This is a genomic window from Aquimarina sp. Aq78 (assembly GCF_900299525.1).
In the GTDB taxonomy this organism is placed as follows: Bacteria; Bacteroidota; Bacteroidia; order Flavobacteriales; family Flavobacteriaceae; genus Aquimarina.
On record NZ_OMKA01000001.1, the window covers coordinates 73,054 to 87,739 of the forward strand.

Below are 14,686 nucleotides of genomic sequence, written 5' to 3' on the forward strand. Positions count from 1 at the left end.
ATTAGTAAACTCACACACATCATGTCTTTAATCAAAAGATTCTTACCTCATATACTTGTCATTTTAGGTTTTGTAATAGTTTCATTGGCTTATTTTAACCCAGTATTAAGTGGGAAAATGCTCTATCAAAATGATATAAAGCATTATGAGAGTATGGCTAAACAACAAAACGATTATCGGACTAGTACCGGTAAAGAAACGTATTGGAATAATTCTGCTTATGGGGGAATGCCTACTTATCAGCTAGGAGCAAAATTCCCACATGATTATATGGATAAATTGGATCGTTTGATTCGTTTTTTACCTAGACCAGCAGATTATCTTTTTCTTTATTTGCTTAGTTTTTATATTCTGATGCTTGTCATGCGTATCCCATGGAAAATTGCGATTTTAGGAGCATTAGCCTTTGGGTTTTCTACATATTTAATTGTCATAATAGGAGTAGGGCATAATTCTAAAGCACATGCAATCGCTTACTTTCCGTTGGTTCTTTCAGGGATTATAATGGTTTTTCAGAAAAGATATGTTTGGGGATTTTTATTGACAGCACTGGCCATGGGCTTAGAGATACAAGCCAATCATTATCAGATGACATATTACCTGGGGTTACTTACTCTGGTTATGGGAGTAGCTTATTTTATCGACGCTATACGAAAAAAAGAAATTCCACATTTTTTAAAATCTGTAGGTACATTGGTGCTAGCGGTGCTATTAGGGTTGGCGACAAATGCAACAACTTTATTATCTACATCAGAATATGTTGATACCAGTATTAGAGGTAAAAACCTATTAGCAGAAACTACAGCGACTTCTTCAGAGAAGAATGGATTGGATTATGAATATATTACAGAATACAGTTATGGTAAATTAGAATCATTAAATCTTTTTGTTCCTAAATTAATGGGATTAGGTAGAGCATCTGATTTGGGTACAGATTCTGCTTTTTATCAAAAATTGATTGAATTAGGACAGCCTAGAGATCAAGTTAATTATTATGCTAAGGTTACAGGACTATATTGGGGAGAACAACCTTTTGTAGAAGCTCCTCCATATTTAGGAATAACAGTAGTGTTTTTAGCACTTTTAGGATTGCTATTGGTTAAAGGAAGGCTTCGCTGGTGGCTGATAGCAGGAATGATATTATCACTGGCTTTGAGTTGGGGTAAGAATTTAGAGTTTCTAACAAGGTTTTTTATTGATTATGTACCTTTTTATAATAAGTTCAGAGCAGTATCAAGTATTCAGGTCATTTTAGAGTTATTAATACCTATTGCTGCTGTTTTTGGGTTACACCGTTTCTTTAATGACAAAATATCTATTGAAGAAAGGCAAAAGAAATTTTTAATTTCATTAGGAGTTTTTGGAGGATTGTGTCTGATTTTCTGGCTATTTGGAGGAAGTTTATTTAGTTTCAAGTCGTCTTCAGAAGTTCGATTAGGAATTGAACAACCTGCTATTTTTGATGCTATCAAAGAAGATCGAATTGCAATCATGAAAAGTGATAGTTTGCGTTCACTTCTGTTTATAATTCTAATGGGAAGTGTGCTTTGGCTTAGTTTAAAGAAAAAGTTTTCAGAAAATATTACCCTTATCGCACTAGGAGCACTAATTGTAATAGATTTAGTTACTATAGATAGACGTAGTGTTGATAATGAAGGTTTTATCTCTAAGCGTGAATACAGAAACTATTTTCAACCAACTGCGGTGGATAAAGAAATTTTAAAAGACGAATCTTATTTTAGAGTATTAGACCAGGCTAGAGGTTTTAATAATTCACACACGAATTACTTTTTTAATTCTATTAACGGATATACTGCAGTACGTCCCAGAAAAATGGAAGATATGTATTTCGGCCATATTGCCAAAGGTAATCTGGAAGTAATCAATATGCTTAACGTAAAATATGTAATTCAACAAAATAAAGAAGGACAACTAGATGTTCAACAAAACCCTTCAATTAATGGAGCAGCTTGGTTTGTTGAAGAACTAAAATTTGTGGACAATTATAAGAAGGAATTTGAATCATTAAATACCATAGATACCAAAAAGACGGCGGTTATTAGAAAAGATTATCAAGGAGATTTGGAAGGTTTTACTCCTAAAAAAGATAGCATTTCTACAGTGTCAATTTCTAAAACCCAGCCTAATCATCTAGCATATAATGTATATGCTGCTAATCCAGGTTTTATTGTCTTTTCTGAAACATATTATAAAGATGGTTGGAATGCATATATTGATGGGAAAACTACACCTATATATCCGGTAGATTATATGTTAAGAGGTCTAAAGGTACCAGCAGGAAAGCATTCGATAGAATTTAAATTCGAACCTCAGGTTGTAAAAACAGGAAGCACCATTACACTTACTAGTTCTATTCTTTTTGTTTTATTAGTACTTGGTGGATTATATTTTCAATATAAGAAAACGGGGAGTTTACTATCTTTAACCAAAGAAGATAAGTAAGGTATATCGTGAAGGTCCTGATCGTTACATATTATTGGCCACCTGCAGGAGGCCCTGGAGTACAGCGGTGGCTTAAGTTTGTTAAGTACTTTAGAGATTTTGATATAGAACCAATAGTATATGTGCCCGAGAATCCTACATACCCTCTAGAAGATACTTCGTTATTATCTGAAATTCCTGAAGGAGTAGAAGTATTAAAACAGCCTATTTTTGAACCTTATCGTTTTGCTCAGGTATTTTCTAAAAAGGAAACCAAAACAATAAGTAAAGGGATTATTGCCGGGAAAGAGAAGCAATCTTTCATACAGCGACTGCTATTGTATATACGAGGTAATTTTTTTATCCCGGATGCCCGTAAATTTTGGGTAAAACCTTCGGTTACCTACTTACAGAAATACCTTTCAGAACATAAAATTAATGTCGTAATTACTACAGGTCCACCCCATAGTATACATTTGATAGGGAAGGAGTTGAAAAAACATACAGGAGTAAAATGGCTTACCGATTTTAGAGACCCCTGGACTACCATTGGATATCATGACAAGCTAAAACTTACAAAGCGATCTATGCAAAAGCATATATCTATGGAGAAAGCGGTATTAAACACTGCTGATCATGTTGTTGTTACCAGTTTTACGACAAAAGAAGAGTTTAAAGGGATTACTGATACTCCAATTTCTGTAATTACTAATGGTTATGACAAAGAATCGATCTCTAAAACGGTTTTGGATACTACATTTACTATTTCACATATAGGATCGTTATTGTCCGGTAGAAATCCAACGAATCTTTGGAAAGCCTTGTATGATTTAACCAAGGAAAATGAAGCTTTTTCTGAAGCATTTCGATTACAATTGGTAGGAGCAGTTAGTAATGATGTATTATCCTCTATAAAAGAGGCAGGATTGTCTGATTTCTTGATGTTAAAAGGATATGTACCACATACAGAAGCTATCCAAATTCAAAGAAGTTCACAAGTTTTACTATTGATTGAAATCGATAGTAAAGATACCCGATGTATTATTCCGGGTAAATTATTTGAATACATGGTATCTAAAAGACCTATTATAGCGTTGGGGCCAGCAGGTGCAGATGTATCCAAACTTATTTTTGATACAAATTCAGGATGCTTTTTTGAATATCATGAATACGAAAAGATAAAAACACAAATACTCGAATATTTTGTTCAGTTTCAAAAAAGAACATTAGCATCTCATGTTATTGGTGTTGAAAAATATAGCAGGAGGGAGTTAACTAGATCAATATCTGGTTTATTAAAAGAAGTAATTATAAGAAAATAAAATTTGAGGTATCTAATGATAATTAATTGAGGTTTTTATTTTAGAAGGGCAACCTAATTACCATATTTTTTTATAATTTCCTCTCTACTATTCACTTGTAATTTTTCATAGATATTTCTGGTATGAGTTTTTATTGTGTTTATGGATACATTAAGCTCATTACCAATTGAGGCGTAACTTTTTCCTTTTGATAAGAGTTGTAGAACATTATTCTCTCTATCAGATAAACTTTTCTCTTTTGGTAAGACAAAAGAATCTACAACTTTTCTGGCGATTAATGCACTCATCGGTGCTCCTCCATTATATGCTTCGGTTAATGCATTGATTAATTCTTCAGGCTCTGTGTTTTTGGTTAGATATCCAATAGCTCCTGCACACAGTGCATCAAAAATATACTTTGTATCGTTGTATACCGTAATCATTATAGACAGAAGGTTTGGTTTGATGCTTTTTAATCTTTTAACGCCTTCAATTCCATTTATACCAGGAAGTCGTATATCAATAAGAGCAATATCAGGGTTATCACTTTTTATATTTAAAATAGCTGTTTCGCAATCTTCATATGTGCCTATAACTTTAAATATCTCGGCTTCATTAATGATGTCTTTGTAAGAATCTAATAAAGTGATATTGTCCTCAATGATTATTACTTTTATTTTAGAATCACTCATTTTTTAAATAAAATTATGAATTTAAGTTACCTACAAAGGTTATTTTTAACCCGTTTTCACTTTTTATATTTACTTCTGAATTAATTTTTTTAGCTCTTTCAATCATATTGACTAATCCGTTTTTTCGTTTTAGGGATTCTATTGCGCATCCAATTCCGTTATCATGTAATGATATTGTCAATATGTTATCCTTAATGTTTAGATGAAGTATAACTTCTGTAGCTTTGCTATGTTTTATACAATTGGTCATTGCTTCTTTAAAGATAAAAATGAGCTGTTTACTCCAATAGTAGGGGAGTGAAATCTGCCTGGGTATCTCTAGATTTTCTACATAAAAAGTGATGTCTGAATTAGAAAACAGATCTTCTCCAAAGTCTTTTAGATAACAAAAAACATGATCTAACTCATTACTATTTTGATCTAACGACCAAATAAAATCTCTCATTCCAGAGTATAAAGAATTAGAATCTCTATTGATTTTTTTTATTTGTTTAAATTCTTTGGTATTCTCTTTCATTTTTTTACTCATTAGATTAGAGAGTACTGATATACTAGCAATTTTGTTTCCTAATTCATCATGAAAATCCTGAGCAATATTTTTATGAACGTTAGCCAATTCTTTTTTCAAAAGTTCTCTTTCGTGTAATGTAGCTTTTAGGAAAGAGTTCTTTGCTCTACTATGGTTCAATTTCAAGCTAATAATAACGAGAAGTAAGACCGAAGTTATAATGACAAGAAAAGTAATAAACCAGGGACGTTCGTACCATGGATGATACATGGTAAAAGATTGTGGTGAATTTATTTTCCAATCACTTAATCCGTCTTTATATTTAAATTGAATTTTGTGTTTACCATGGCTTAAGTGTTGTAACAATAATGTATCTGTATTTAAATGTCTCCAGGAATCTTTATTTATTTTATACTGTATTTTTGTACTATTGGGATTTAAATAATTTATTGGGTTAACAATAAAATTTGCTCCTTTTTTTTTAATGATAATATCTGTGTTCGATTTTACTTTAAAAGGGTAAAGATTATTTTTAATAAACATACCTTTATTACCAGATATATATATGTGATCATCTAACTCCATAATTGCAGTTACAAAAGAAGATTTTTGCCCAGAATCTTTATCTAGGGTGTATACAATATCATTTTTATAAATGTTTACACCTCTTTGGGTTGCGATCCATAATATGTTATGCTGATCAAAATAGATATCATTAATATGGTTACTTAAGAGTCCTTGCTGCTCACTAAATTTATTTTGTATCTTATTTCCTTCTACGATAAATAAACCTCTGTTTGAAGCAATCCACATTTTGTGATTATGAAATAATACTTTAGTTACTTTTTGTAAAGGAAACCCTGTTGTTTTATCCCAGGTTTCGATTAGCGTTCCTGTATTGGCATTATAAATTCTTATACCCGGTTGATTATCTCGAATAATGTAAAGTTTACCTTTATGTAAATAAACCTCTTTTAGCAAATCTCTTTTAAAACTAATACTATATATTTTCTCACCATTTTTATAGGCATTTAACTCACCTCCATGGTTAACATTTTTATTGGAAATGAGGATGTTACTATCTTCAGTTAGCAATTCGAATTGTTTAGTGACGACGACATTAACTGGTGTTCCTTGAATTTTATATTTTTTACCCTCATAACTTCCAAATATGTTAATGCTATGGTTGTTTTTATTTGCCTGAATTTTTTCGCGATGTTCGGTAATACTAATAGAACTTAAAATTTGTTTATTCTTGATTTTGTATAATCGATTTGTAGATAAAACATACAAAGTGCTATCAAGTTTTTCAATATCTTTTAGATCATGGTTTATAAATGTGTTACTTCCTAAAAAAAATGGTGGATCCTTAGGAAGCATGTAGACTCCTTCTCCATATGTTGTAATCCAAAGATTACCATTTTCATCTATTAAATTATCTGAAACCATACTTTTAATACCGATTTCTTTTGATACATCAATAAGTTTTTCAGACTCTAAATTATATTTCAGGGTGACTCTACTTGCATCTGTTATACTTTTACCTATGCAATATAAAATAGAATCTTTTACTTGTATATCAATAATAGTTCTTTGCATATTGGTTGGAAGTACGATACTATCAACCATTCTATCATCTTTGTACTTGTAAATAGTGTTTAGTCCACCCAAAAAAAACACGCTGTCTGCTTTAGTAACGGTATAGATTTTTTTACTTTTTACTTCATGAAAAATAGAATTAACTTTCAAAGTTTTGGTGTCTAGCATATAAACACCTTTAACATTGTTAGTAAAGCGATCTACTTGGAAGCTTGAATGTATAAATAGAGTATCGTTTATAATACTTTCATTAGACAGTATTGAGGTGTTTGCAGAGTCATTTTTCGAGAAAATTGTATCTAAGTAAAGTTGTTGTTTTTCCTTATTTTTATTTTTTAGATAGTAATTTTTAGTTTCATTTTTATTAAAATCATAAATCGAGAAATTATATCTATTTACGTTTGCGTATAACAAATTATTAGATAATAAATGTATCTTATCAATCTTTGTTAATTTTTTTTGGCCAACAGAAGTGTGATAAATACTATCATTTTTTAATTGATAAACTCCTGCTCCCCATGTGGCTATATAAAAGGATTGATTAGAACTGTTTTCAATTATATCTATAACAAACGAAGAGTCTAATCCTTCTTTATAGTTATACGATTTAAAATGATTTCCATCAAACTTTACTAAACCGTTATCTGTACCCATCCATATAAACCCTTCTTGATCTTGAATGATTTGATACGTAATATCATGAGGTAAACCATTATCTGTTGTAAAATGTTTGAAAAACTGAGATTGTGCATTAAGAATCACACCATTTAGGACAAGAGTATAGCATATTATAATAAATCTCGACATAGATATGATTATGTTTTTACAAAATTAGTAATCTAAAATAGATAGTATTATTGATTGTCGATATATTTTATTAGTATGAAACACTTGATTAGTACAATAAACCTACACTTTAAAATTTACTATTTAATAGTTTACATATAGATTTCAAAAGTGTCAAAATAAATTAATAAAAAAATCACCCTAAACGGGTGAAAATTGAAATTGAGTAATGAGATATTTTTGGCGTATAATTTAAATCCAAATATATCATGAAAAAAAACTACAATCTAAACTATTTCTTCGCAAATACTAATCAAGATTTTGATTGTCCGAATTAAAGTATTTGACATATTAACTAAATTAATTTAAGGAATACATCTATTCTTCTAGACATATTTACTTGAGATTGTGCTTAAAATAAAGACATAGTGTTTTCTGCAGTTAGCCATGAAAACTTAACCTATTATTTGTACGCTCAAGATAAATAGTAGCATCTCAAAAAATTACACCAAAATAAAATTTAATTATGAAAACATATTTAACAAAAGGAATTATACTACTTATGGTATTGGTAACATTCTCATGTAGTAATGATGATGAACAACCACAAACCCCTCCTGTAGTTAATAAAGCACCAGAGATCAGTGCTCAAACATTTACTGTAGCTGAAGATATTGCAGATGATGCAGTTATTGGTAAAGTAGCAGCCACAGATCCAGAAAACAAAGCACTTACATTTACATTGACTAAAAATAGTGATGCTCTTTTTGAGTTAACCGATACAGGAGAATTAAGTTTGGTAGCTGGTAAAAAACTGGATTTTGAAACCGCTACTTCGTATACGCTTTCTGTAGAAGTATCAGATGGTGCTCATAAGACCAGTGCAGATATTAAAGTTGCTGTAGAGAATGTTGCAGAACCTTTTATCACCACCTGGAAAACAACTGAAGCCAATGAAACGATTACTATTGGAGTTACTAAGGAATTAACATATGACTATACCATAGATTGGGGTGATGGTACTATTGAAAAGAATCAAACTACGTTTCCTAGTCATACTTATGTAACAGCCAATACATATACAGTTAAAGTTTCAGGAAAATTTCCTAGTATCTCTATGAACGAGGGAAAAGATGCTCATAAACTACAGACTATAGAGCAGTGGGGAGATATTAAATGGAAATCGTTTTACGGAGCTTTTGTAGAATGTAACAATATGATTTATAATGCCAAAGATGTACCTGATTTATCCCAAGTAGCCAGTATTGCAGGTATATTTGCTCGTTGTACGAAGTTTAATGCAGATCTTAATGATTGGGATGTTAGTACCATTACAGATATGAGAGCAGTATTCTTAGGTGCTTCTTCCTTTAATGGTAATATAAGTAATTGGGATGTAAGTAAAGTGACCGATATGTTTGGAATGTTTGGAGAATGTAGCAAGTTTAATGGAGATCTAAGCAATTGGGACGTAAGTAATGTAACTAATATGGGAGGTATGTTTAGTGATGCTACATCTTTTACTCGAGATCTAAATAGTTGGAATGTAAGTAAAGTTACAGATATGACGGATATGTTTTCCAGCACTGATTCTTTTAATGGAGACCTTAGTAAATGGGATGTGAGTAATGTTACTAAAATGATAAGAATGTTTATTAATGCTACATCTTTTAATGGAGACCTTAGCCAATGGGATGTAAGTAATGTTACCGAAATGGGACAGATGTTTTCTGGCGCTACATCTTTCAATGGAGATGTAAGTCAATGGGATGTAAGTAATGTTACCGGCATGCCCTTCATGTTTATGGATGCTACTTCTTTTAACCAAGATATAAGTGATTGGGATATTCAAAATGTTATTTCAATGGGTAGTATGTTAGATAACACCAAACTATCTACAGTCAATTACGATGCATTACTTACTAAGTGGTCAGCGCTACCAAATATACAATCTAATGTAATTTTTGGAGTAGAAGGATTAATCTATTGTAATGCAGCTAGAGAAAGAATCAATTTAACAGACGGTAAACGTTGGAGAATTATTGGGGACACTTCTTGCCCTAGATAAATATAAGTGATCAGTAACATAAAAAAGGAAGCTATCATATAATTTGAGAGCTTCCTTTTTTACCAGATTTTGAATATTCTATATTCAAATTATCAACCAGTTCCTTTTAAAAACGTGTGCACAATACTTGGCAAAAAACTACTGCTGTATTACCACTAATAGCTAGTCATAATAAAATAAGAACTGATATCTGTTACCTGAGATACTATTAAAATTTTGAAATACTACTTAACTAATAAGTAGTTGTTAAATAAAACTTTTATGGTAAATTTCTGTAAATCAATAAGTAAAAGTAAATGGTTTCAAAACCTGGTCACCATTGCAATTTTAGTTGCTGGTGTTCTGGTTGGGATTGCTACGTATCCCAAATTTTCTTCAAAACATGAAATTGTACTAGAGGTATTAAATGAAATAATTTTAGGAGTTTTTATTATAGAAATTGTTGTTAAAGTTATTGCAGAAGGAAGAAAACCCTGGTTGTATTTTACAGATGGGTGGAATGTTTTTGATTTTATAATTGTAGCAGCTGCATTTCTTCCTTTTGGAGGAAGCTCTATTGCCATATTACGTTTATTGCGTTTATTACGAGTTTTAAAACTTATAAAAGCATTACCAAAACTTCAAATGTTGGTAGGAGCCCTATTAAAAAGTATTCCTTCTATGGGATATGTTTCTATTCTATTATTGTTGCTCTTTTATATCTATGCTGTAGCCGGTGTGTTCTTCTTTTCAGAAAATGACCCAATACATTTTCAGGATTTACAAAGATCAATGTTATCCTTATTTAGGATAGTAACATTAGAAGATTGGACAGATATTATGTACATAAATATGTTTGGATGCGAGAATTATGGGTATGAAGGAAACATGAATCTTTGTATAAATTCAAAAAGCACTTTAGTGCTCTCGGTTACTTACTTCGTGTCATTTGTCCTTATCGGCACTATGATTTTCTTAAACTTATTTATAGGGGTTATTATGAATGGTATGGACGATGCTAAAAATGAAATGCTACTAGAAAATCAAGTGCAATCTGGAGAAAAAGATACAAGTATCGAAGATGTAGAAAGCAAAATATATGAATTACAAGAACTACTGGTGCTCTATAAAATTCAACAAAAAGATGATGAAATTTAAAAGTAAATGGGATTCAATAATTAAATAAAAACTAATAAAAATGGGATTTTTTGATAAAGTAAAGAATAAACTAGGTATTGGAGGAGTAAAAGTAACCCTACAAATTCCGGGACATGTTGCTAAAGAAAGTGAACAAGTAGAGGGTAAGGTGGTGTTAACCACCAAAAGCGAACAAGAGATTATCGAAGTCGAAATCAAATTTATAGAAGAATTTACAAGAGGACGAGGAGATAATGCAAGTACAGAATCTTTTGATTTGGGTGTGGTTAAGTTTACTGAGACTTATGCTATTAAACCAGGGGAAGTAAAAGAGATCCCTTTTGTTTTACCATTTAAGTTGTTAAAATCTAAAGCAGATTCATTAGCAGAAAAAGGAGGAACTCTTGGCGCAATCGGAAAGATGAGCAAATTTGCTTCTAACGAAAAATCAAAATATATGGTAGAGGCTAATGTAGATGTAAAATCAGCTATTCTTGATCCTTCCGATAAAAAGGATATTAAATTAACCTAGAAATGGTTGCATCAAAATATCAATTATTAAAAACAAAATTACGTATACCCCTCTGGTTTTTTGATCAGAGCGTAATCCTGATAAATTAATATACAAATGAAGAAACAAAAACAAATTAAAGTAAGCGCATTGGCTTTATTTATAATGGCTATAATAGTAACAGGATGTAAAAGCGATGACGAAAATATTGCACCGATCACGGTGACAACTGCTGATTTTACTATAGCAATAGATGAAAACCCGACAGTAGGGCAAAGTATAGGAAAAGTAACCGGCAAAGCTAGCCAGGGAGAAGTGTCTTTTACTCTGACCAGTCAGGATCCTAAAAATGCAATATCTATTGATGCTAAGACAGGAGAATTAAAAGTGAAAGAAGTATCACTGTTTGATTTTGAAACCCGTACTTCGATTATTGGAGTAGTTACTGTAAAAAGCGGTACAGTTTCAAAAGAAGCTAAAATTACGATAACAATTGCAGATGTTGATGAAACAGATCCACCAACAGTGATCGTAACGACAACCGATTTCAAAACAGAAATAAATGAGAACCCAGAAGTGGGACAGAGTATTGGTGTGGTATCCGGTACAGCGAGCGAAGGAGATGTCACTTTCAGCATCACTTCTCAAGAGCCTGCAGACGCTTTAAGTATTAATAGTGCTACAGGAGAGTTAAACGTAAAAAATCCATCTTTATTTGATTTTGAAACTCGCACTACTATTACAGCAGTGGTAAAAGTAATGAGTGGAGAAGTATCAAAAAACGCTACTGTAAACATAACACTAAAAGATATAGCTGCTAGCTGGAAAATAGTAGGTAAAGCAGGATTTTCTGTAGGAAGAACCTATGAACATAGCCTAGTTATTTCTAATGGAATACCTTATGTTGCATATGGTGATATTGGAAACGGGTTTAAGGCTATGGTAATGAAGTATGAAAATGGTAGTTGGAAACATGTCGGATCAGAAACTGGGGTTTCTAAAGGAGGAGCGGGTCACCCAAGTTTAAAATTCTATAATGGAATCCCTTATATGGCTTATAGTGATCATAATAGTGAAAGAAAAACAAGTTTGGTGAAGTTTGAAGGAGGAGTATGGAAAAATGTTGGTGTTGCCGGTTTTTCTGCTGTTAGAGCATCTCATCAAAGTTTGGCTATTAACAATGGAGTGCCATATGTAGCTTACAGTCAGAATGGGAATGATGGAAAAACTACAGTAATGAAGTTTGAAGCTGATAAATGGATAAATGTAGGTGAAGAAAGGTTTTCTGCAGGTTTTGCCAGTTATCAAAGTTTAGTGATTGATAATAATATTCCTTATGTAGCATATAAGGATCAGAATAATGGTAATAAAACTACTGTAATGCATTTTAAAGATGGAAAGTGGAGCAATGTAGGTAATACTGAAGTATCAGCAGGACGAGCAGAATACCAAAGTATGGTAATTGATAATGGAATACTATATGTTGCATATAAAGATTATGTGAATGGCGGAAAAACAACAGTGATGAAATATGAAAATGGTGCTTGGAGTACAGTAGGAAATCCTGGTTTTTCTACACGTTCTGCAAGATACCAAAGTTTAGTGATTCATAATAATATCCCTTATGTGGCATATATAGATGGAGGTACTGAGGTTACTGTTATGAAATTTGAAGAAAATAAATGGCAAAAAATAGGAACTGCTGCTGGATATACTCTATCAGAAGCAAGATCTGTAAGTTTGGTAGTCGATAATAAAGTACCTTATGTTTCATATTCAGATTCTGTAAATGAAAGTAAAACTACTGTGATAAAATTTGATGAATAGTTATTTTTTTGAGTCATTTTATACTTCAAAAAAGTGTTTTTCTGGAAAGGTTGCCATTATTTGGCAACCTTTATTTAAGTAGTGTTTCACTATAGTATCAGTTTTTATAATATTAATAACTACGTATAATCAAATATCAAATAAAACATAACGAATAACTAACAGGATATACCGAATAAAAAATAACATCTTTTCGTGTTCACCATCTTTCTAGGTTTGTATCAAAATATCAAGTATTAGAAACAAAATTATGTAAGCTCTGAGATTTTCTTTACAGAAAAACCGAGAGTGAGCCTCAAAAAAAGGGATGCAAAAATGATGAAACGAAAACAAGTAAAAGTAAATGTATTGGCACTATCGATGATAGCTATATTGTCTATTGGATGTAGTAAAGACGATGATGTACAACCACGGGCAGAAACTCCTGGTGAAACCCCAACAGCAGAAGTTAATAAGGTACCAGAGATCAGTGCTCAAACATTTACTGTAGCAGAAGATATTGCAGATGATACGGTTATTGGTAAAGTAGCAGCTACAGATCCAGAAAGCAAAGCACTTACATTTACACTAACTAAAAATAGTGATGCTCTTTTTGAGTTAACTGATACGGGAGAATTAAGCTTGGTTGCTGATAAAAAACTAGATTTCGAAACAGTTACTTCACATACGCTTACCGTAGAGGTATCAGATGGAAAACATAAAGTTAGTGCAGATATTACGCTTGCTGTAGAAAATGTAGTAGAACCTTTTATTACTACCTGGAAAACTACTACCGTTAATGAAAGGATTGCTATGTTTATAAATGGTGGATTTACATACAACTATACTATCGATTGGGGTGATGGTACTATAGAAGAGAACAAAACTGGCTCACCATCGCATACTTATATAACAGCTGGGACCTATACCGTTGCTATATCCGGAGATTTTCCTGCAATAACATTGCGTGAGACCGGAAGTGCTTCAAAATTAGTAACAATAGAGCAATGGGGAGATAATGAATGGGAATCTTTTTTAGAAGCTTTTATGTTTTGCGAAAATATGACCTATAACGCAACAGATATACCAAACCTATCTAAGGTAACCAATATGAAGTATATGTTTTATGGAGCTACACTTTTTAATGGAGATTTAAGCAATTGGGATGTAAGTAATGTGACTAATATGGAAGGTATGTTTACTATTGCCAGGTCTTTTAGCGGAGATCTAAGCAATTGGGACGTGAGTAATGTGACGAATATGAAAGATATGTTTGCTAATACTAACTCTTTTAATAGTGACCTAAGTAGTTGGAATGTAAGTAAAGTGACTAATATGTATGCGATGTTTTCTCGTGCAGGCTCTTTTAATAGTGATCTAAGTAATTGGGATGTAAGTAATGTGACCAATATGTATGCGATGTTCTGGAATGCTACTTCTTTTACTGGGGATGTAAGCAATTGGGAGGTAAGTAAAGTAACCAACATGGAAGGTATGCTTAGTAATACAAAACTATCTACAGCTACTTATGATGCATTACTTACCAAATGGGCAGCTTTACCAAATTTGCAATCCAATGTTACTTTTGGAGTAGAAGGATTGGTTTATTGTGATGCATATGCAGCTAGAAACATGTTAATAAACGATAAAAACTGGACACTCAATGGTGATAAGAGTTGTCCTAGATAGGTAATTGAGGGAAATTTGTAAAAAAATAGGTTGTCTGATCAGACAACCTATTTTTTTATCAGGTTTTGAATGTTCTATATTCAAATTAGCAATCACTTACTTTTAAAAAAGTGCTCATACCACAGATATCAAATAAAGCATAGCGAATATCCAACAGCCTATAGCGAA

At 31.9% G+C, this 14,686-nt stretch carries 9 protein-coding genes; 7 read left to right on the forward strand and 2 right to left on the reverse strand.

The window, feature by feature from the left end; all coding sequences use genetic code 11:
* The first annotated feature begins 21 nt into the window (after positions 1-21).
* Both DG435_RS00335 and DG435_RS00340 read left to right on the forward strand, forming a co-directional pair.
* Positions 22-2,463 (forward strand): YfhO family protein, encoded by a 2,442-nt coding sequence (locus DG435_RS00335; RefSeq protein WP_106794107.1) that lies wholly within the window; start codon positions 22-24, stop codon positions 2,461-2,463.
* 8 nt (positions 2,464-2,471) lie between these two features.
* The gene (locus DG435_RS00340; RefSeq protein ID WP_369871529.1) at positions 2,472-3,764 is read left to right on the forward strand and encodes a glycosyltransferase family 4 protein; all 1,293 of its coding nucleotides are present in this window, start codon (positions 2,472-2,474) and stop codon (positions 3,762-3,764) included.
* A 53-nt stretch (positions 3,765-3,817) separates the two neighbouring features.
* Here DG435_RS00340 and DG435_RS00345 read toward each other — a convergent pair whose 3' ends face one another.
* Together DG435_RS00345 and DG435_RS00350 are read right to left on the reverse strand one after the other, a co-directional pair.
* On the reverse strand, positions 3,818-4,435 hold the full coding sequence (locus DG435_RS00345) for a response regulator transcription factor (RefSeq protein WP_106794105.1): 618 nt from the start codon (positions 4,433-4,435) through the stop codon (positions 3,818-3,820).
* A gap of 13 nt (positions 4,436-4,448) precedes the next feature.
* Positions 4,449-7,349: a two-component regulator propeller domain-containing protein gene (locus DG435_RS00350; protein WP_108840537.1), complete on the reverse strand. Its 2,901-nt coding sequence runs from the start codon at positions 7,347-7,349 to the stop codon at positions 4,449-4,451.
* Positions 7,350-7,854: 505 nt separating this feature from the next.
* Here DG435_RS00350 and DG435_RS00355 point away from each other — a divergent pair.
* From DG435_RS00355 to DG435_RS00375, 5 genes are all read left to right on the forward strand, one after another.
* On the forward strand, positions 7,855-9,396 hold the full coding sequence (locus DG435_RS00355) for a BspA family leucine-rich repeat surface protein (RefSeq protein ID WP_106794318.1): 1,542 nt from the start codon (positions 7,855-7,857) through the stop codon (positions 9,394-9,396).
* Between the two features lie 261 nt (positions 9,397-9,657).
* Positions 9,658-10,533: an ion transporter gene (locus DG435_RS00360; RefSeq protein WP_106794348.1), complete on the forward strand. Its 876-nt coding sequence runs from the start codon at positions 9,658-9,660 to the stop codon at positions 10,531-10,533.
* Positions 10,534-10,573: 40 nt separating this feature from the next.
* On the forward strand, positions 10,574-11,044 hold the full coding sequence (locus DG435_RS00365) for a sporulation protein (RefSeq protein ID WP_106794319.1): 471 nt from the start codon (positions 10,574-10,576) through the stop codon (positions 11,042-11,044).
* 96 nt (positions 11,045-11,140) lie between these two features.
* Complete coding sequence (locus tag DG435_RS00370) at positions 11,141-12,850, forward strand: cadherin repeat domain-containing protein (RefSeq protein ID WP_106794320.1); 1,710 nt, start codon at positions 11,141-11,143, stop codon at positions 12,848-12,850.
* 315 nt (positions 12,851-13,165) lie between these two features.
* Positions 13,166-14,518, forward strand: a complete 1,353-nt coding sequence (locus DG435_RS00375) for a BspA family leucine-rich repeat surface protein (protein ID WP_159025727.1) — start codon at positions 13,166-13,168, stop codon at positions 14,516-14,518.
* Positions 14,519-14,686: the final 168 nt, after the last annotated feature.